The organism is Rhodococcus sp. IEGM 1241, assembly GCF_033142365.1.
GTDB classification, from domain to species: Bacteria; Actinomycetota; Actinomycetes; order Mycobacteriales; family Mycobacteriaceae; genus Rhodococcus_F; species Rhodococcus_F erythropolis.
Window position 1 is genome coordinate 1,624,665 of sequence record NZ_JAWLSE010000001.1, and the last position, 19,558, is coordinate 1,644,222.

18 protein-coding genes are annotated in these 19,558 nt (G+C 63.6%); 10 read left to right on the top strand and 8 right to left on the bottom strand.

All coding sequences use genetic code 11. The features are described 5' to 3' along the window. Positions 1-172: 172 nt before the first annotated feature. Both sucC and sucD read left to right on the top strand, forming a co-directional pair. On the top strand, positions 173-1,342 hold the full coding sequence (sucC, locus tag R4P70_RS07815; RefSeq protein WP_019744753.1) for an ADP-forming succinate--CoA ligase subunit beta: 1,170 nt from the start codon (positions 173-175) through the stop codon (positions 1,340-1,342). A 15-nt stretch (positions 1,343-1,357) separates the two neighbouring features. Continuing rightward, the gene (sucD, locus tag R4P70_RS07820; protein ID WP_317830631.1) at positions 1,358-2,260 is read left to right on the top strand and encodes a succinate--CoA ligase subunit alpha; all 903 of its coding nucleotides are present in this window, start codon (positions 1,358-1,360) and stop codon (positions 2,258-2,260) included. Positions 2,261-2,302: 42 nt separating this feature from the next. Here sucD and R4P70_RS07825 read toward each other — a convergent pair whose 3' ends face one another. Continuing rightward, positions 2,303-2,938: a YigZ family protein gene (locus tag R4P70_RS07825; RefSeq protein ID WP_317830632.1), complete on the bottom strand. Its 636-nt coding sequence runs from the start codon at positions 2,936-2,938 to the stop codon at positions 2,303-2,305. Between the two features lie 86 nt (positions 2,939-3,024). On the opposite strand from R4P70_RS07825, the gene R4P70_RS07830 reads away from it, so the two are divergent. The 4 genes from R4P70_RS07830 to purH all read left to right on the top strand — a co-directional run bounded on the left by R4P70_RS07830 (position 3,025) and on the right by purH (position 8,021). Next, on the top strand, positions 3,025-4,077 hold the full coding sequence (locus tag R4P70_RS07830) for a DUF5336 domain-containing protein (protein WP_317830633.1): 1,053 nt from the start codon (positions 3,025-3,027) through the stop codon (positions 4,075-4,077). A gap of 121 nt (positions 4,078-4,198) precedes the next feature. Further along, positions 4,199-5,743, top strand: a complete 1,545-nt coding sequence (locus R4P70_RS07835) for a DUF6350 family protein (protein WP_020908646.1) — start codon at positions 4,199-4,201, stop codon at positions 5,741-5,743. A 6-nt stretch (positions 5,744-5,749) separates the two neighbouring features. Further along, the gene (gene purN, locus R4P70_RS07840; protein WP_019744749.1) at positions 5,750-6,469 is read left to right on the top strand and encodes a phosphoribosylglycinamide formyltransferase; all 720 of its coding nucleotides are present in this window, start codon (positions 5,750-5,752) and stop codon (positions 6,467-6,469) included. Further along, a complete protein-coding gene (gene purH, locus R4P70_RS07845; RefSeq protein ID WP_003946407.1) occupies positions 6,462-8,021 on the top strand; it encodes a bifunctional phosphoribosylaminoimidazolecarboxamide formyltransferase/IMP cyclohydrolase in 1,560 nt (519 codons plus the stop codon). The genes purN and purH overlap by 8 nt, the downstream gene beginning before the upstream one ends. Before the next feature lie 78 nt (positions 8,022-8,099). Here purH and R4P70_RS07850 read toward each other — a convergent pair whose 3' ends face one another. The 3 genes from R4P70_RS07850 to R4P70_RS07860 all read right to left on the bottom strand — a co-directional run bounded on the left by R4P70_RS07850 (position 8,100) and on the right by R4P70_RS07860 (position 10,341). After that, the gene (locus R4P70_RS07850) at positions 8,100-8,321 is read right to left on the bottom strand and encodes a hypothetical protein (protein ID WP_003946391.1); all 222 of its coding nucleotides are present in this window, start codon (positions 8,319-8,321) and stop codon (positions 8,100-8,102) included. 451 nt (positions 8,322-8,772) lie between these two features. Next, the gene (locus tag R4P70_RS07855) at positions 8,773-9,741 is read right to left on the bottom strand and encodes an alpha/beta hydrolase family protein (RefSeq protein WP_020908642.1); all 969 of its coding nucleotides are present in this window, start codon (positions 9,739-9,741) and stop codon (positions 8,773-8,775) included. Positions 9,742-9,768: 27 nt separating this feature from the next. Beyond that, positions 9,769-10,341, bottom strand: coding sequence for a DUF4126 domain-containing protein (locus R4P70_RS07860; protein WP_317830634.1), 573 nt, complete (start codon positions 10,339-10,341; stop codon positions 9,769-9,771). A gap of 85 nt (positions 10,342-10,426) precedes the next feature. Between R4P70_RS07860 and R4P70_RS07865 the strand changes: the two genes are divergently transcribed. The 3 genes from R4P70_RS07865 to R4P70_RS07875 are packed head-to-tail and all read left to right on the top strand — an operon-like array spanning position 10,427 to position 14,221. Then, positions 10,427-10,843, top strand: a complete 417-nt coding sequence (locus tag R4P70_RS07865) for a VOC family protein (protein ID WP_019744746.1) — start codon at positions 10,427-10,429, stop codon at positions 10,841-10,843. Between the two features lie 54 nt (positions 10,844-10,897). Next, positions 10,898-12,274 carry an ATP-binding protein gene (locus R4P70_RS07870; RefSeq protein WP_135000458.1) on the top strand — a complete coding sequence of 459 codons (1,377 nt, stop codon included), beginning with the start codon at positions 10,898-10,900 and terminating at the stop codon, positions 12,272-12,274. A 9-nt stretch (positions 12,275-12,283) separates the two neighbouring features. Next, complete coding sequence (locus R4P70_RS07875) at positions 12,284-14,221, top strand: VWA domain-containing protein (protein WP_317830635.1); 1,938 nt, start codon at positions 12,284-12,286, stop codon at positions 14,219-14,221. Positions 14,222-14,232: 11 nt separating this feature from the next. Here R4P70_RS07875 and R4P70_RS07880 read toward each other — a convergent pair whose 3' ends face one another. Together R4P70_RS07880 and R4P70_RS07885 are read right to left on the bottom strand one after the other, a co-directional pair. Beyond that, complete coding sequence (locus R4P70_RS07880; protein WP_317830636.1) at positions 14,233-15,258, bottom strand: agmatine deiminase family protein; 1,026 nt, start codon at positions 15,256-15,258, stop codon at positions 14,233-14,235. Beyond that, positions 15,255-16,202: a nitrilase-related carbon-nitrogen hydrolase gene (locus R4P70_RS07885; RefSeq protein WP_029255930.1), complete on the bottom strand. Its 948-nt coding sequence runs from the start codon at positions 16,200-16,202 to the stop codon at positions 15,255-15,257. Before R4P70_RS07885 ends, R4P70_RS07880 begins: the two co-directional genes overlap by 4 nt. Before the next feature lie 149 nt (positions 16,203-16,351). Between R4P70_RS07885 and R4P70_RS07890 the strand changes: the two genes are divergently transcribed. Then, positions 16,352-16,969 carry a TetR/AcrR family transcriptional regulator C-terminal domain-containing protein gene (locus R4P70_RS07890; RefSeq protein WP_019744741.1) on the top strand — a complete coding sequence of 206 codons (618 nt, stop codon included), beginning with the start codon at positions 16,352-16,354 and terminating at the stop codon, positions 16,967-16,969. Here R4P70_RS07890 and R4P70_RS07895 read toward each other — a convergent pair. Continuing rightward, entirely contained in the window at positions 16,966-18,492 is a 1,527-nt protein-coding gene (locus R4P70_RS07895) for an APC family permease (RefSeq protein WP_007727566.1), read from the bottom strand. The genes R4P70_RS07890 and R4P70_RS07895 overlap by 4 nt on opposite strands. After that, positions 18,489-19,388: a universal stress protein gene (locus tag R4P70_RS07900; RefSeq protein WP_019744740.1), complete on the bottom strand. Its 900-nt coding sequence runs from the start codon at positions 19,386-19,388 to the stop codon at positions 18,489-18,491. The genes R4P70_RS07895 and R4P70_RS07900 overlap by 4 nt, the downstream gene beginning before the upstream one ends. Positions 19,389-19,558 lie beyond the last annotated feature (170 nt).

A 19,558-nucleotide genomic window follows, 5' to 3' on the forward strand; every position in this document is an offset into this window, starting at 1 on the left:
GGTGTGGCCACCTTGCTCGATCGGTGAGGCGTGCCTCATTGCGCATTTGCGCGTGACTTGGGCCACATAGCATCAGTGCGGGCGCAAACCGAACGCGGCAACTGGTTAAAGTCCAGAACAGACCCGCTCCTACCCCTCGAGCGGGTGACAACGCAGACGAGACGGTGAGCAGATGGATCTCTTCGAATACCAGGCGAAGGAACTCTTCGCCAAGCACGGAGTGCCGACTTCGGCTGGACGTGTTACAGACACAGTCGCCGGCGCACGCGAGATTGCCGAAGAAATCGGTAAGCCCGTGATGGTGAAGGCACAGGTCAAGGTAGGCGGCCGCGGCAAGGCCGGTGGCGTCAAGTACTCGCCCGACGTGGATGCCGCAGTGGCAAACGCCGAGGCAATCCTGGGCCTGGACATCAAGGGCCATGTCGTCAAGAAGCTGCTGGTCGCAGAGGCAAGTGACATTGCCGAGGAGTACTACATCTCCTTCCTGCTCGACCGCACCAACCGCACCTACCTGGCCATGTGCTCGGTAGAGGGTGGCGTCGAGATCGAGGTCACCGCCGAGGAGAACCCCGACGCTCTCGCCAAGATCCCCGTCGACGCAGTCAAGGGCGTCGACCTCGCGTTCGCGCGCAGCATCGCCGAGGCAGGAAAGCTGCCCGCAGAGGTGCTCGACGCAGCGGCCGTCACGATCCAGAAGCTGTGGGAGGTCTTCATCAACGAGGACGCACTCCTCGTCGAGGTCAACCCCCTCGTTCGCACGCCTGACGATCAGATCCTCGCCCTCGACGGCAAGGTCACCCTCGATGAGAACGCGGCGTTCCGTCAGCCCGGCCACGAGGCATTCGAGGATCGCGACGCTACCGATCCCCTCGAGCTCAAGGCCAAGGAAAACGACCTCAACTACGTCAAGCTCGACGGTGAGGTCGGAATCATCGGCAACGGCGCAGGCCTGGTCATGTCCACCCTGGACGTCGTCGCATACGCCGGCGAGAACCACGGTGGCGTCAAGCCCGCCAACTTCCTCGACATCGGCGGCGGAGCTTCCGCTGCAGTCATGGCTGCCGGCCTCGACGTCATCCTGAACGACGCACAGGTCAAGAGCGTGTTCGTCAACGTCTTCGGCGGCATCACCGCGTGTGACGCAGTTGCCAACGGCATCGTCGGCGCACTGAAGACCCTGGGCGACGAGGCCAACAAGCCGCTCGTCGTTCGCCTGGACGGAAACAACGTCGAAGAGGGTCGTCGCATCCTCGCCGAGGCCAACCACCCGCTGGTCACGGTCGTCGCAACCATGGACGAGGCCGCCGACAAGGCCGCCGAACTCGCTCACGCAGCGAAGTAAGGGACTCACAGAACAATGGCAATCTTCCTCACCAAGGATTCAAAGGTCATCGTCCAGGGCATCACCGGCGGCGAGGGCACCAAGCACACCGCTCTGATGCTCAAGGCCGGCACCCAGGTCGTCGGCGGCGTCAACGCTCGCAAGGCCGGCACCACGGTCTCGCACGTTGCTGCTGACGGTTCCCCTGTCGAGCTCCCCGTCTTCGCGACGGTCGAAGAGGCAATCAAGGAGACCGGCGCAGACGTCTCCATCGCATTCGTTCCCCCGGCCTTCTCGAAGGACGCCATCGTCGAGGCCATCGACGCGGAGATCCCGCTCCTCGTGGTCATCACCGAGGGCATCCCGGTTCAGGACTCCGCTTACGCTTGGGCGTACAACGAGTCCAAGGGCAAGAAGACGCGCATCATCGGACCGAACTGCCCCGGCATCATCACCCCGGGTGAGGCCCTCGTCGGCATCACGCCCTCCAACATTGCAGGCACCGGCCCCATCGGCCTGGTCTCCAAGTCGGGCACCCTGACCTACCAGATGATGTACGAACTCCGTGACTTCGGCTTCTCCACCGCCATCGGCATCGGCGGCGACCCGGTCATCGGAACCACCCACATCGACGCCATCGAGGCGTTCGAGAAGGATCCCGAGACCAAGGTCATCGTGATGATCGGTGAAATCGGTGGCGACGCGGAAGAGCGTGCAGCCGATTACATCAAGGCCAACGTCACCAAGCCGGTCGTCGGCTACGTGGCTGGCTTCACCGCTCCCGAAGGCAAGACCATGGGCCACGCAGGCGCCATCGTCTCCGGTTCCTCGGGAACGGCTCAGGCAAAGCAGGAAGCTCTCGAAGCTGCAGGCGTGAAGGTCGGCAAGACGCCGTCCGCCACTGCTGCTCTCGCTCGCGAGATTCTTCAGTCCCTGTAAGGGGCTTCGCCCCCGTGCGTGGTTAGGGAGTCTCCGGACTCCTTAACCACGCACAGTGGTATCGACCCACATCGACCCGGCAGGTTCCAACTGCCCGGCACCGGATGTGATGGATGCGACGATCGAGTCGAGATCGTCGGCGTCACCGGCGGCGAGCGTCATCACCGCCTTCGATCCATACGCAGTTCCGAGCACCGAGACGCCCCGCGCTCTCAGCTCCGCTTCCACCCGACCGGCCTCTGAGTGCCGGATCGCCAAAGTGCGCAGGATCCTCCTCTCCCTGGCCACAAGCTCGGCCGAATCGAGAGCAACCGAGACGGCTCCCGAATGCGCGCGGACCAACCCACCGGCGCCGAGCTTGATTCCGCCGAAGTAGCGCGTGACGACAACAATCACATCGACCAGATCTCGAGACTTGAGAACCTGAAGCATCGGCACCCCAGCTGTCCCGCCTGGTTCGCCGTCGTCGTGTGCACGCTCGACGCGTGAGTTCGCTTCGTATCCGATCACGAAAGCCGAACAATGATGGCGCGCATCGGGATACAGCGACTTCTGCTCCGCGACGAACTCCGTGGCGGCCTCGGCGTCGTCGATCCGGCGAAGCGCGGCGATGAATCGTGAGTGCTTCACCTCGGTTTCGACGACATGGTCGGCGCCGGGCGCGAGGGTGAAGGGCATCTGCCCATTGTCTCCTGTCGGTGTTAGCGTGCGAAGTCGAGACACATACGCTGGTAACCATCGAAGACCGTCTACGAGGAGAAGTCATGACGTTCACGCCGCAAGGGCCCAGCTTCGGGCCACCGAATCAGCCGGCAGCGGGCGGTGGAACCAAGAATCTCGGATTCATCCTGCTCATCGCCGTCGCGGCACTCGGCCTGATCAATTTCCTACTCGGTTTTGCGCCTTTCACGTCGATCAGTGGAAGCAGCAGCGGCATTGGTAGCGATCTGGACACCAGTTCGAGCTTCTTCGAGTCGAGCATCTACGGCCTCGGATTCGTTTTCGCCGGCGGTGTGGTCGCAGGCGTATCGCTCCTCCCGAAGCAGTCGTATGCAGGCATTGCCGCAGCGCTCACCCTCACGGGTTTCTTCGCTTTGGTGTTCGCCGCGTTCTCCGTAGGTACCAGCGACTACGTCGACATCAGCCTCGGTTGGGGTCTGATCATCGTGCTGATCCTCTCGTTCGTGCAGACGGTCGTCGCAGTCGCCGCGTTGTTGTTCGAGATCGGAATCCTGAAGGCTCCCGCGCCGCGTCCGGTAGCTCAGCAGTACGGTCAGCCGCAGGGCTATGGCCAGCCCCAGGGCCAGGCGCCGGGGCAGGCGCCAGGTCAGCCACAGGGATACGGACAGGCTCAGTACGGCCAGCCGCAGCAGGCTCAGCAGCCGGGCCAGTACCAGCAGAACCCGCAGTACGGGCAGGCGCAGCAGCAGGGATACGGGGGAGCGCACGCCGCCCCCGCCGACCCGACTGCTTCGCAGCCGCCTTACGGCCAGACTGCGTCTCCCTACGGTCAGAACCCGGTGCAGAATCCCGCACAGACCGACTCGGCCGCGACGACGTCGTCTTACTATCCGCTGACCTCGCAGCCCGCGAGTCAGCCGAACCCGAGTTACTCGTCGGATCAGTTCACCGCTCCGCGCGGTTACGGCCAGCCGTACAACCAGCAGCAGACTGGCTCGACCGAGCAGCCGACGGGCTTCGAGCCGCCCACTTTCGAAGCGCCGACGCCGTCTGCTGAGCCTGACCAGGGCAGCAGCGATTCCGCGGCCGAGACCAAGGTCTTCGGGTCGCAGAACCCCGACGAGCGTCAGCAGTAGTACTACTTCGTTTCACGAACATGAATGTGGCCTCCGACCCGCTGCGGGTGGAGGCCACATTCCGTGAGCCCGACGGCGCGCCTGAGTGCGCGGCGCACTATCGAGTGAAACCCTCGAGGGGATGAGTTCTTTGATTGATGGCACCCGGTCCCGTCCCGCGTCCTCACGACCCGGACGTGGTCGTACTGGCGGCGGCCGCGTCGGCGGCGGTCGCCCGGCACCGAACCCGGACCTGGCGCGCAAGCTGCTGACGGTCGCCTTCCGGCCGTCGGGTCTGACGATGCTGCTGATCGCGGCTGTCGTTGTGGTCACCTTGGTATCGGCGAGCAGCGACCTGACCGGAACCTTCGGCGCCATTGCCACCACATGGTTGGTCATCCACCAGGTGCCGGCGACTATCAGCGGCGTCCAACTCGGTGTACTGCCATTGCTTCCGACGGCCGTCATGATGTGGGTGGTTGCACGCCGATGCGCGTCGACTGCGGTGCACACCGACTCCCGTGACGACACCCTCCGCCTGGTGGGGGCCGCGGTAGCCGGACCGTTGACTATCACGGCAATCGCTCTCGCCGTGGTTGCCGACGCCTCCGCAGCCATTCCGCTGTCTAGCCCCAACACGTTGGCTGCTTTCGGCTGGGTCGCCGGGATTCACCTGATCGCCGCGTCCGTCGGTGTTGCTGCTGCGCACTGGGATCGGGTCGTCGCCGAGATTCCGCCGTGGGCATCTGCTGCTGTTCGACCGGCAACGGCTGCGTCGGCAGCGCTGTTGGCTGCGGGCGCCGTGGCCGTCGTGGTGTCACTACTCGTGTCGTGGTCGACGGTCGGTGACCTACTCGCGCGCGGCAACGGGTTTGTCGGCGTACTGGGATTAACGGTGTTGTCGCTGCTCTATCTGCCGAACCTCGTGGTCGGCGCAGCCGCGGTGATGACGGGATCGACGGCCGATTTCGGCAATGTCTCCATCAGCGTGTTCGGCAACATCGGCGGTGACCTGCCACCCTTGCCCCTTCTCGGAGCGATTCCGGAAGGCGTCGCCGGTGGAATCTGGCCCGTGTTGTTGATCGTTCCGGCAGCGGTGGGCATGATGCTCGGCCGTGATTGCGCTCGACGCATCGCCGGGCAGGACAGTGTGCTCGCAGTGTTGACGGCAGCTGCCGGAGCCGGCGTCGTCATGGCGCTGCTCGCTCTTGCTGCCGGGGGAGACCTCGGGCAGTTCGGCACCGTCGAGGTCCTGTGGTGGGGCTTCGGTCTTCTGACCTTTGCGTGGCTGGGATTGTTCGGAACGGTCTCGGCGCTGTTCGCGATGTGGTTCTCACACCGCGGACACATGAAGGACGAGGTTGCGCCCCCGACGGCTGAACCGGCTCGAACAGTCGAGCCCGAACTTGCGATCACGGCTGCGGCCACACCGGAAGACGAGGACGACGAGAACACGGGCGAAGTGCTGGCCCAGGAATCTGCGGTCGTTGTCACCAAGGTCGTCGAAGCGGAAATCGTCGAGGAATCAGGCGAACCCGTGCAGGTAGTGACAGAGGAAACCGTCGAGATCGAAGTAGTCGACGCCGAGGTTGTCGCGGCACCCGAGGCGGACCCCACAGCCGACTCCGCAGCCGGGGCCGAGCCGGAGACCGACCTGCCCTCGAAGCCGCAGAAGTCCAGCGACTAGGCTGTCATGCGGCCGATACTCCGGCCGCATCATCTTCCAGTTCTCAGGAGTAGTGCGCTGACTGCCTCGGCCGACAATCCGCAGCCGACAATGCCCGACGGGGTCCAATTTCGCGACTCGATCGCGCGGGTAGTCGTACTCGCTTCCGGCGCGGGAACCCTGCTGACTTCGCTGATCGAGGCTTCGCACGCCGAGGGATACCCGGCCGAGATCGTTGCCGTCGGGGTAGATCGTGACTGCCTCGCCGCCGAGCACGCTGCGGATTCGAAGATCCCGTCCTTCAAAGTCTCGATCAAGACTTATGAAAATCGTGCCGCCTGGGACGAGGCGCTGACAGCAGCGGTGGCCGAGCACGAACCCGATCTCGTGGTCAGTGCAGGCTTCATGAAAATCCTCGGCCCCAGCTTTCTCGCGCGTTTCGGCGGCCGAATCATCAACACTCATCCCGCGTTGCTGCCTGCCTTTCCCGGCGCGCACGCGGTTCCCGACGCTCTGGCGTACGGCGTGAAGGTCACCGGTTCCACGGTGCATCTCGTCGACGGCGGAGTTGATACCGGGCCGATCTTGGCGCAGGAAGCTGTGCCGGTGCATGACGACGACACCGAGTCTTCGTTGCATGAACGCATCAAAATTGTGGAGCGACGGTTGTTGGCGGACGTCATCGCCGCTGTTGCTACGCGCGGAGTGGTTTCCGATGGACGAAAGGCCGTGATCCCCAGTGAGTGAACGCAAGGCTGTGCGCCGTGCACTTGTCAGCGTCTACGACAAGAGTGGTCTGATCGAGCTGGCCACGGGCCTGCACGAGGCCGGTGTCGAGTTGGTCTCGACCGGTTCGACCGCGTCGAAGATCGCCGACGCCGGAATCCCCGTGACCCCGGTCGAGGCTCTGACCGGATTCCCGGAATGCCTCGAAGGCCGCGTGAAGACGCTGCATCCGCGCGTCCATGCCGGCGTCCTCGCCGATACCCGCAAGCCGGATCACCTCGCTCAGCTCGAGGAACTCGGCATCGCGACCTTCGAATTGGTCGTCGTGAACCTGTACCCCTTCACCGAGACGGTTGCCTCGGGCGCTAGCCCGGACGAGTGCGTCGAGCAGATCGACATCGGCGGCCCGTCGATGGTGCGTGCTGCAGCCAAGAACCATCCGTCGGTTGCCGTCGTGGTCGATCCGGCTCGGTACGCCGATGTCCTGACTGCCGTTGCCGGTGGCGGATTCACCTTGCGTGAGCGCACTGTGCTTGCGGCGCAGGCGTTCCAGCACACTGCGTCGTACGACGTCGCTGTTGCAAGCTGGATGACGAGCACGATCGCAGCTGACGAGGACGGTTCGCTGTTCCCCGCCTGGGTCGGTGCTACCTGGAACCGCAGCGCTGTCCTTCGCTACGGCGAGAACCCGCACCAGGACGCCGCGCTGTACGAAAACCCGGCTGCGCCTGCAGGTTTGGCTCAGGCGGAGCAGTTGCACGGCAAGGAGATGTCGTACAACAACTACACGGACTCCGACGCAGCGTGGCGTGCAGCGTACGACTTCACTGATCCGGCCGTCGCAATCATCAAGCACGCCAACCCGTGTGGCATCGCCATCGGGACCGACATTGCCGACGCCCACCGCAAGGCGCATGCTTGCGATCCGGTCAGTGCATTCGGTGGTGTCATCGCAGCCAACCGTGAGGTCACCGTCGAACTGGCAGAGCAGATCGCCGATATCTTCACCGAGGTTGTCATCGCGCCCTCGTACGAAGACGGGGCTGTCGAGGTTCTGCAGCGTAAGAAGAACATTCGTGTTCTGAAGGCTGCGGCTCCGACCGCTACCGGAATCGAACTGCGTCCGATCTCTGGCGGTACCTTGCTCCAGCAGCGCGACGTTCTGGACGCTGACGGCGACAACCCGGCCAACTGGACTCTCGCCAACGGTGAGGCTGCAGATGCCGAGACTCTCGCAGACCTCGAATTTGCTTGGCGCGCCAGCCGATCGGTGAAGTCAAACGCGATCCTGCTGGCCTCCGGCGGCGCGTCCGTCGGCGTCGGTATGGGCCAGGTCAACCGCGTCGATGCAGCGCATCTTGCTGTTCAGCGAGCCGGTGACCGCGTCGTAGGGTCGGTTGCGGCCTCGGACGCGTTCTTCCCGTTCCCCGACGGTCTGCAGGTTCTTCTCAACGCCGGCGTCAAGGCTGTTGTGCAGCCGGGTGGTTCGGTTCGCGACAACGAGGTGATTGCCGCGGCCAAGGAAGCCGGTGTCACTCTTTATCTGACCGGTGCGCGCCACTTCGCGCACTGACTTTCTGCTTCGGTAGCGGGCCTCGACTCCTCAACGGGAGTTCGGGGCCCGTTCTGCTTTCAGGCCGGCCCGGTTCTTTCAGGCTGCGCTGCTGTGGGTGCCCTGGAGTTCGCGGGGTGAGCCGGTGATGACCACGCGTGAGGCTCCGCGACTGCGGATCTCGCTGATCAGTGCGCCGAGGGTGGCTTCGTGGGCAGCATCGGAGTGCGAAAGATCCAGGGTGACGGCGTATCCGGTGAGGTCACCGGGCAGATCGACATACGGCGGCGCGATGGACAGTTGGTTGACTCGAAGTTTCATCTGGTGCTCCTGCGTGTGAAAGGTAAAAGAAAAGGCACCCGAGGCGTTTGCCCTGGGTGCCCGAGAACGAATCCGGTGAAACTGGGGATCATTCTCGGGGTACACCGCGCTTGTTGCCCATGTGCTTGGCCGACATTGCGGCCGAAAAAATGTGCTTGCCTGCGGTGCAGCTGCGCCACGAAGGTACGGATGCAAAGTTCGGGTGTAGCGACATGACGTCCGTTCCTTTCTGTGTGGCGTTGCTGGTTAATGGATGACCGTACAGCACGGATCGAGGGTTCGCACCAATAAAAAGCGCCGCGAACGTAAACTCCGGGTGACTTCTGTCCCCGGGTTCGCTGGATTGAGAGAGCCTTTGTTGCAGGTCAGGCGTAGAAAGCAGAAGTCCCTCCGCGATGGTTCGCGGAGGGAACTTTCTACCCGGAAAAGAGGACGTTCGGTCTGTACGTGATCAGGAGAACGAGCGGACCCACGCTGTGAAGGGCTCCGCGAACTCTGCCGAGTACGGAAGCGGAGCGACGTAGTCGGCCCCGGTGGACTGTTCTTCGCCGATGTCCTTGAGTACGAAGTTGGCGTTGCGCATCCGCACTGAAGTCAGCGCGGTATGTGAGAGCGCGGCGTCGAGTGCCGCGACGTCGGAGGGAATTACTTGGATGTCCTTGTCCGAGCAGCTGGTGAGAACGGGCATGCCTGCCGGCAGCGCCGTTACGAGCGCAACCGGGTCCAGTGCGTCTTCCTCGGCGAGTGCCTTGGCATTGGCGTGAACGAGTCCCGCGTTCTGCAGCGGTTCGGGTAGATCATCCGGAACCGTGCCCTCGGTCCGAAGAGACTCGACGGCGTCGGCGAGCGCTACGCGCAGTTCGTCAGCCAGTTCGACCGGCAACTGTCCGGCGCCGACGACGGCGTCGAGCTGGCGGTGAATCTGCGTCGTGAGTAGATCGAGAAGCCGGACACTCAGTGGCTCGAGCAGTGCGAGGGCGCTGACTCTTGTGCCCTCTTTCGCCGTGGCAAGTGCCAGCGCGACGACGGCGCCGTCGCTGTGTCCGACGACGAACAGTCGCTCGGGATCGACGCCGGGTTGTCCGGCGAGGTAGTCAAGTCCGTCGGAGGCGGCGTCGACGAATGTGTTGAAGCCGAGATCGGCGATGTCCTCGATCTCGTAGTCGCCGAGGGCGGTTTCGCCGCTGCCGAGCTTGTCGTAACGCAGGCTTGAAATGCCTTGATTTTCAAGAAGATCCGCGATGAACCGCAGAGTTCCGATGTCGCCTTCGAGGAGTGCGCTGTCGCCGTTTCGGTCGGTGGGGCCGCTGCCGGCCAGAATCAGCGCGGCCGGCGCCGGGGAGTCGGGTGAGGCTGCCAGGCGAAGACTCCCGTACAGGGTGACGTCGCCGGATTGGAACGAGATCTCGGTGTCGGACATGACGACTTGTCTACCAGGTCCGCAGGTTCAGGCGGTGCGCAGACTCCGGACACGTCGCCATCCGCGCCAGCTGAACCACAAGAGTGCGGCGAGCAGCGGAATGATCAGGAGCGGCAAGATCATCGCGATCAAGGAGGTGAAGAAAGTCAGCACATCCTCGATGACGGAGACGACGGGATTCGCCAGTCCACCGGTAGTGGCCGTACTGACCGCGCGAGTGCCGGTCTGGGCGGCGCTGAATGTCAGCGCCGTCGGCGCTCCGACGATGATGCCCGCCAACGCGGCCATCGCGGGGTCGAGATGGCTGAAGGCCGCCCAAGCCGCGATCACTCCGGCGATAGGTCCGGTGACGTTCCCGATCACCGAGAGTGCGTTGTCCACGAAGGGAATGAGGTCGGCACCCAGTTCGACCACCGCGGCGATTCCCAATGCCACCAGCGCGCCGGTGGATCCGATCCACCGCATCGACTCGCCGACGGTGATTCCGAACAGTTCGAAGTGGACGGCAGCGCTGAGCATCAGCAGCGGCAGGAAGGTTCGCATTCCGGACGCTGCGGCGAGTCCGAGCCCGAGCATGGCGGGCAACACCCAGGTATCCATGGGTGGAGTTTAGGTCTACTGTGCGCCTTTATTAACCGCCGGCGGTTAATAAAGGCGCACAGCAAAGTCTCGGAAAGGACCTTTCATGGCGACAAACCCGCAGCCGATGTTCTTCCTCAACCTGCCCGTCAAGGACCTCGGCAAGGCCACCACCTTCTACGAGGGCCTCGGATACTCCAAGAACACGCAGTTCTCCGACGAGAATGCGTCGTCGATGGTCATCAGTGACACCATCGTCGTGATGCTGTTGGCCGAGCCCTTCTTCAAGACCTTCACCACCAAGGGCATTGCCGACACCTCGACGTCGACGGAAGCGCTGCTCGGTCTCTCGGCCGAGACCCGTGAGGCCGTCGACACCCTCGTCGACAAGGCACTCGCGACCGGCGGTTCCGAAGGAAACGCGACGCAGGATCACGGCTTCATGTACAGCCGCAGCTTCCAGGATCCCGACGGCCACATCTGGGAAATCATCTGGATGAATCCCGAGAACATCGAGGGCTGAGCGACCGAACTTCCTCGGCGAGAGGCGAAACCCCGCAAACACTCGTAGCGTGGAGTGGTGACTGTCGCAAAAACCCTCGGAGAGCTACGCGCCTCCGGACACGTACAGCGAAGTGTCAAGGAAGAACTACGAGAGAACCTTCTCGCCGCGTTGCGGGACGGCCGTGACCCCTGGCCCGGGATAGTCGGGTTCGAGGACACGGTCGCCCCGCAACTCGAGCGGGCGCTGATCGCCGGCCACGACGTGGTTCTGCTCGGCGAACGCGGTCAAGGAAAGACGAGGTTGCTTCGCACTCTCGGGCTCCTGCTCGACGAGTGGACGCCCGTCATCGAAGGCTCGGAACTGGGGGAGCACCCGTACGAGCCGATCACACCGGCTTCGATACGTCGAGCCAAGGAACTGGGTGACGACCTCCCGATCGCCTGGCGACACCGCGGCGAGCGGTACTCCGAGAAACTGGCAACGCCGGACACCTCGGTCGCCGACCTGATCGGCGACGTCGACCCGGTCAAGGTGGCCGAGGGTAGGAGCCTCGGCGATCCGGAGACCATTCACTTCGGTCTCGTGCCCCGCGCGCATCGCGGAATCGTGGCCATCAACGAGCTTCCCGACCTCGCCGAGCGCATCCAGGTCTCGTTGCTCAACGTGATGGAAGAGCGGGACATCCAGGTCCGCGGGTACACGCTTCGGCTTCCATTGGACGTCCTTCTGGTCGCGAGCGCAAATCCTGAGGACTACACCAACCGCGGGCGCATCATCACACCGCTCAAGGACCGCTTCGGCGCCGAAATCCGCACTCACTACCCCGTCGAGTTGGCGGGTGAGATCGCGGTGATCGAGCAGGAGGCGCACCTGGCCGCGGAGGTGCCTGACTACCTTCTCGAAATTCTTGCCAGGTTCACGCGCTTGCTACGCGAATCCACCTCGGTGGATCAGCGATCGGGTGTGTCGGCACGATTTGCCGTCGCCGGCGCGGAAACCGTCAGTGCAGCGGCGGTACGACGCGCGGCGGTGCTCGGCGAGGCCGATCCTGTTGCACGGCCCGTCGATCTCGAGTCCGTGGTCGAGGTTCTTCGCGGCAAGGTCGAGTTCGAATCCGGTGAAGAGGGACGGGAACTGGAGGTGCTCGAGCACCTGCTGCGTCGCGCGACCGCCGATACGGTTCGGGTACGACTCGGCGGAATCGACCTCGGGATGTTGGTTGCTGCTGTGGAGACGGGCAATACGATCGTCACCGGTGAATCTGTCACGGCCAAGGCGTTTCTCGACGAGCTTCCGGATCTCGAGGTCCTGGATGAAGTAGCCGAACGCCTCGGCGCGCAATCCGACGGCGAGCGTGCCGCCGGTGCCGAACTTGCCCTCGAAGGGCTTTACCTCGCGCGCCGGATCTCCAAAGATCAAGGCCCGGGCGGCCGCTCGGTGTATTCGTAAGGGGCAGTGATGATCCACAATCCGCGGTACGGGCCGTACGACGGTGGTCCCGATCCGCTGGCGCCTCCGGTAGATCTGCGCGAGGCCTTGGCAGCAATCGGCGACGACGTGTTGTCAGGCACGTCGCCGCGCCATGCCCTCCGGGAGCTCCTGCGCCGCGGAAACCGAGACATGCGCGGGCTCGACGACCTTGCTGCCCAGGCGAACCGGCGTCGACGTGAGTTGCTGCGCCGCAACAATCTCGACGGAACGCTCGACGAGGTTCGTAAGCTTCTCGACAAGGCGGTGCTCGAAGAGCGCAAAGAACTGGCACGTGCTCTCGACGACGACGCACGATTCAACGAAATGCGGATCGAGGAGTTGCCACCGTCGACAGCTCAGGCCGTGCAAGATCTGGCCGACTACAACTGGCGCAGCGAACAGGCTCGCGCGGATTACGAGAAGATTCGTGATCTGCTCGGACGTGAGGTCCTCGATCAACGCTTCTCGGGAATGAAGCAGGCACTCGAGGACGCTACCGACGAGGATCGTGAGCAGATTCGCCAGATGCTGGCAGATCTGAATCAACTGCTCGATGCGCACTCTCGGGGCGTCGACACTCCGGAGCAGTTTGCGGAGTTCATGGACAAGCACGGGCAGTATTTCCCGGACAACCCGCGCAACGTCGACGAACTTCTGGATTCGTTGGCGCAGCGCGCGGCGGCCGCACAACGATTGCGTAACTCGCTCTCGCAGGAGCAGCGTGACGAGTTGGATGCGTTGGCGCAGCAGGCGTTCGGTGATCCGAGTCTGATGAGTGAGCTGAGTCAACTCGACCAGTTCCTTCAGGCGGCTCGGCCGGGTGAGGACTGGGAAGGTTCGCAACAGTTCCGCGGCGACAACGGAATGGGGTTGGGTGAGGGGACCGGTGCCCTGCAGGATATCGCCGAGCTGGAATCGCTGGCAGATCAACTGTCGCAGCAGTATGCAGGCGCAGCGCTCGACGACATCGACCCCGAGCTACTCGCGCGGCAACTCGGCGGCGAAGCGGCCGCTGATGCTCGCACCCTGGCCGATCTCGAAAAGGCTTTGCAGGAACAGGGTTTCTTCGATCGCGCACCAGACGGTCAATGGCGCTTGTCGCCCAAAGCCATGCGACAGCTCGGACAGACCGCTCTGCGTGACGTCGCCGGGCAACTGTCGTCGCGAACCGGTCAACGCGATACGCGTCGGGCAGGTGCGATGGGCGAACCGACCGGAGCTTCCCGCGAATGGGAGTTCGGGGACACCGAACCCTGGGACGTCACGAGAACCATCACCAACGCCGTCCTACGTGACCCTGGCCGAATGCCGGTGCGGCTGAGCGTCGTCGATGTCGAGGTGGCCGAAACCGAGCAGCGTAGTCAGGCTGCGGTGGCTCTGTTGGTGGACACGTCGTTCTCGATGGTGATGGAGGATCGCTGGGTGCCGATGAAGCGCACCGCTCTGGCACTCAATCATCTGGTGAGCACGAGGTTTCGCAGCGACGAGCTGCAGTTGATCGCCTTCGGACGCCACGCGCACGTACTGAGCCCGTCGGAGCTCGCCGGTTTGGACGGCGCGTGGGACCAGGGAACCAACCTGCACCACGCACTGTTGTTGGCGGCCAGACACCTTCGACGCCATTCCAATGCGCAGCCGGTGGTACTGATCGTCACCGACGGTGAGCCGACGGCTCATCTCGAAGCGGACGGAGAAGCCAGGTTCGACTACCCGCCGAGTGCGCGAACCCTCGGTTTGACGGTTCGAGCACTCGACGCCGTGGCCAGGCTGGGCGCCAAGGTCACGTTCTTCCGCCTCGGTGAGGATCCAGGTCTGGCCAGGGTGGTCGACCGGATGGCGCACCGGGTGGGTGGACGCGTCATCGCACCGGACCTGGACGGCCTCGGCGCCGCCGTCGTGAGCGACTACATGCGAGGTCGCCGCTAATTCTGCCGCCGTCAGTCTTGTTCAGCGGGCTGGTGCTGGGTGATGCAGTGGATGCCGCCGCCACGTTCGAACAGCGGTCTGGCGTCGACGGTGACGACAGTGCGTCCGGGGTAAGCGGCTGACAGGATCCGGGCCGCTTCGGCGTCGGCCGGATCGTCGAAGCTGCAGGCGATCACTCCACGGTTGACCACGAGATGGTTGATGTAGCTGTAGTCGACGAATCCCTCGTCGTCGCGCAGGATTTCGGGTGCAGGCACCCGAATGACCTTCCACGGCCGGCCGCCGACGTCCGTCGAGCTTTCGAACAACTCGATGATCGTCTTGCTGACGGCGTAGTCGGGGTGCACCGGATTGCGTTGGTCATGGACGAGTACCACTCCGGGGGAAGAGATGGCAGCGACGATGTCGACGTGTCCGCGCGTTCCGTACATCTCCTGATCGCGAGTCAACCCGCGGGGAAGCCAGATCACGTGCTTGGCGCCGATGGTGCGGGCGAGTTCGGCCTCGATGTCGGCCTTCGTCAGGTCGGGGTTTCGTCCCGGATCGAGTTGGACGGTTTCGGTGACCAAGACGGTGCCGAGACCGTCGACCTGAATACCGCCGCCCTCGTTGACGATTGGTGAGTCGATCAACTGGGCACCGGATTGTTCGACGACAAATGCGCCGATCTTCGAGTCCTTGTCCCACTGCGCCCACCCCTGTGCGCCCCAGCCGTTGAACACCCAGTCGACTCCGCCGAGACGGCCTTCGTCGGACAGGACGAACGTCGGCCCGATGTCGCGCATCCACGCGTCGTTGAGAGGCGCCTCGACGATGTCGACCTTCTCGGACAGATACTTTCGTGCTTCTTCGACTTCGGCGGGATCGACGACGACGGTGACCGGCTCGAATTCTGCGACGGCGTGGGCGACGGCCGCCCACGTCGAGCGCGCTTCGTGCTGTTCCTCGGCGGTGTCGCCGAGGGAGTACCCGGCGCTGGGGTACGCCATCCAGGTGCGTTCGTGCGGTTCACTTTCCGCGGGCATTCGCCAGGTCATCGGTTGGCTCCCACAGTGTTCACCGGTGCGGTCAGAGCCGAGTAGGTGTCGGGTCGGCGAGTGGCCAGGAACGGGAACAGTGCAAGCCAGTCTTCACGTTGCCGAAGATCGAGATCGGCGACCAGCACTGCTGATTCGTCGCGGGGAGCCTGAACGAGGATGCGTCCGTACGGATCCGAGATGAAGGAAGAACCGTAGAAGGTGATGAGACCTTCACTGCCGTGGCGATTGGGAACAACCATGAAGGTGCCGTTTGCGATACCGTTTCCGACGATCACCTGCTGCCACAGCGGTTGGGTGTCGAAGTTCGGGTGATCGGGCTCGGAGCCGATCGCCGTCGGGTACACCAGAACCTGGGCGCCGGCGAGGGAGTATGCACGTGCGACCTCCGGGAACCACTCGTCCCAGCATGTCGGGAGGCCGAACTTCGCGCCGAGTGCCTCGTGGACGGGGTATGCGTCCTGCGCCGGACCGCCGCGGAAGTACGTGTCCTCGTAGTATCCGGCCGTCACCGGAATGTGGAGCTTGCGGGTTCTGGCGAGAAGCTCACCTTCGGGCGAGACGAGGATCGCGGTGTTGAATCCCAGTCCGTCCTCGGCCTCACTGCGCTCGTACAGCGATGCGTGGACGAGGACCTGGTTCGCGGCGGCGGCTTTGGCGGCGAAGGCGAGAGTGGGTCCGGTGAGCAGGTCTTCCGCTTCGCGTCCGGGATTGTCGCCGGCCGGGGTGGAGGCGGGGTAGCGGCTGAGCGTCAGCTCCGGAAGAAAGACCACGGAAGCGCCCAGCTTCGCTGCGGACGCAATGCCCTCGCTCAATTCGGTGTAGAGGTCGTCTTGGTCCTCGTGCCAGCGATGTTGCACGAGACCTACACGCAGAGGTGTGGACGTGGACGGCGTAGTCGCGGCCAGAGACTCGGGTGGGGTGAGGGCGGTGATCGTCAGCATGGGGTTTCCTCGGTGCTCGGGTATTCGACGTTCAACGTAAAACGAATGTGATTCGTTAAGTATGGTGGGTGAGCGCTGATTGATCAAGGACTTTCGAGGAATTGTTTTTTGCGGCGCCCCGAACGGTGTGAATCACTACAGGAGGACATATGCCGCGGCCATCGCAACGACTGCTCTCACCGGCGATCATCACCGAGGCAGCGATCGAGTCGGTGGACGAATCCGGCGACTTCACCATGCCGGGACTCGCCGCACGACTGAAGGTGCGACCGTCGTCGCTCTACAACCACGTTTCCGGACGGGCCGAGATCGTCGAACTGATGAGGGCTCAGCTGATGGCGGGAATCGACGTGGAGTCGGCCTCGGGATCCTGGAGCGAGACCGTCTCTGCGCTGGCAGCCGAGTACCGGCGAAGCTACGCAGCACATCCTCGCCTGATTCCGCTCTTCACCGCCCAGACGGTGCAGGCCGGTGTGGCGTTCACCCTGTACAACGCGTTGGCGCAGGCATTCGCCGATGGTGGCTTCGACCCGGCTCAAACGCTGCACGCAATCACAACCGTCGACAGTTTTGTTCTCGGTTCGGCGTTGGATCTGGCGGCGCCGGATGTCCAGTGGGCATCGGGGCCCGAGGCCAACGACGCGATGAAGGCGGCGTTGGCAACATCCGGGAAAAATCCCGAACGTGCCGACGCCGCCTTCGAATTCGGCTTGCGCGTATTGATGGCGGGCCTGATCGCTCAGGCCCCCGAACCTACTGTCTCCTAAGACACGCTGAGGTCGTTCTCGTCGCGCAGAGCCTCTGTGTCGCGGTTGAGGGTTTTGCCCTCGAAGAACTCGGGATTGCGCACTCGCATGACCATCATCAGTACCGCGCCGAGGATGAGGATTCCGAAGCCGAGGAAGAAGACCAGGCCGATTCCGCCGATGGATGCTCCGCTGGCGTTGTCCGGATTCATACTCTCCTGAACCGAAATGACGAACACCGCAAGCAGCATGAGACCACCGATGAGTGGGAACGCGAGCCGGAAGACGAAGTTTCGTACGCTTTCGAAGAGCGTCTTGCGGAAGTACCACACGCACGCGAATGCCGTGATGCCGTAGTACCAGCAGATCATGATACCGAGGGCGGCGATTGTGTCGAGCAGCGCACTTTCGGAGAGGAACGTGACGACGCTGTAGAACACTGCCGTCACCGCGCCGGCCACGACGGTGGCGTACGACGGCACCAGGAACCGAGGCGAGACCTCGGCGAGCTTCTTGGGGAAAGCTCCGTATGCGCCCATGGCGAGCATGGTTCGGGCGGCGGGCAGGAACGTGGTCTGCAGGCTCGCAACGGAAGACACGAAGACAGCGAGGAAGAGGAGCATTCCGCCCCAGTTGCCCAGGACCGGGTCGGCCAGAGCGCCGAAGACGTTCTCGGAGTTGTCGGGATTGCCGAGGCCGAGGCCTTCCTCACCGACGCCGGCGTACATCATCGCGGCAACGGCGACCAGCAGGTAGGTCAGGAGAATGGTTGCGACACAGAGCAAACCGGCGCGGCCCGGGGTCTTCTTGGGGTTCTTCGACTCCTCGCCCAGCGTGAGACAGGTATCCCAGCCCCAGAACGCGAAGATCGATCCGGTGAGTCCGATGACAAACGCACCGATGGCGAGTCCGCTGAACGGGTTGAACCAACTCAGGTCGAAGGACAATCCGGCCGGGGCATCGCCGGCGCCAACGTGAACCAGTGCAACGACGGCGAAGACGACCAGCAGCACCATCTGGAAGCCGACGAGCGCGAACTGTACCCGCTCGCTGGTAGTGATTCCTCTACTCGCTATCCAGGTGGCCAGGGCGATGAAGACGAGTGTGGTGCCGACATTGACAAATTTGTTGCCCGGCAGATCGGCGATCGACGGATTGTCGACCACTCGCGCGATGAACAGATAGAAGAAGTCGACGGCAATGGCAGCAAGGTTCGAGAGCACGATGATGGTGGCGATGACCATGCCCCAGCCGCACATCCAACCGACGTACGGCCCGAATGCCTTGGTGGACCACGTGAATGACGCGCCGCAGTCAGGTGTGTCGGAGTTCAATTCGCGGTACGCGTACGCGGTGAGGAACATCGGGATGAAGCCGGCGATGAAGATGGCGGGCATCTTGAGGCCGACCGCGGCGACGATCAATCCGATACTGGCAGTCAGGGTGTAACCCGGTGCCACGGAGGAGATTCCGAGTACGGCGCCTGAGATCATGCCGATCTTGCCGGTAGCGAGTCCTTTGGAACTCAGTTCGGTGCTGGTCATGACAGTGCCTCCGGCTGGGTGAATTCGTGCTTGGGCACTACGACCATGGGAACGGGCAGCACGCGCAGCATCTTGGCGGCGGTGGAGCCCAGGAAAAGTTTGCGGGGCTGCGCGAGACGGCTGGAACCGACCATCACGAGGTCGCCGTCCTGCCAGTCCAGTTGACGCACTGCGGATTCCACCGTTGAACCGTCGGCGATGATGACCTCGATGGGGAACTCGGCGGGGAGCGCCGCTCTTGCGATGTCAAGCGTGTCCTGAGCGTGGTTTCGTGCACGTTCCCTGGCGGACTCGGCGGTGTCGCGGTGATCGCGCAGATCGTTCTGGGGGTCGAGTGCCACGAGCGAGACCAGTCGCAGCGGAACCTGCATCAGTTCGCTGGTACGTACGGCGGTGTTCAAGACGACGTCGGCGCCGACGCGGGTGCCGAGCGCGCAGGTGACCTCTCGTATTGCGGTAGCCGACGAGTGCCGCGTTCCGCGAGGAGCCAGTGCTACCGGGACGTGGGCGGAGTGCAGTAGTTCGGTCGAGACCGAACCTATCGCGTGACGGCCGAGCAGACCGTCGCCGGAAGCTCCCACCACGATCGCCAGCGCGCTCAATCGGTCAACCTCGTCGAGCAGGCCCTGAGCAAACGACTCGTGGAAGCTCAGGTGTACTTCCACCTGGATGTCCTCGGGCACCGATGCTTTCGCCTCGGCGAGCCAGTCGTGTGCACGTGCGGCGAGAATGTCGTCGTAGCCGGCTTCCGAGGGAACCTTGGCCGGCAGTGTCCGATCCGGCGGGAGGACCATGCAGATGTCGAGTTGCGCGCCGAGACTGCGCGCGAGCTGGGCCCCGAGGACCAGCCCGTCTTTACCGCTGGGTGTGGCGAGGTATCCGACGATAAGGCGCATGGTGGCTCTCTTCCGGATTGGAGGAATCTGCTGTGCGCCGTTATTAAACCCGGGGGGGTTATAAAGGCGCACCGCACGTGGGGTGGGGACACAATCGTTCGTACACATGACGTGCTTGAGGCGGGGGTTTCCCTACTATATGGCGGTGGGGGGCGCTCTGGGTGTTTGGT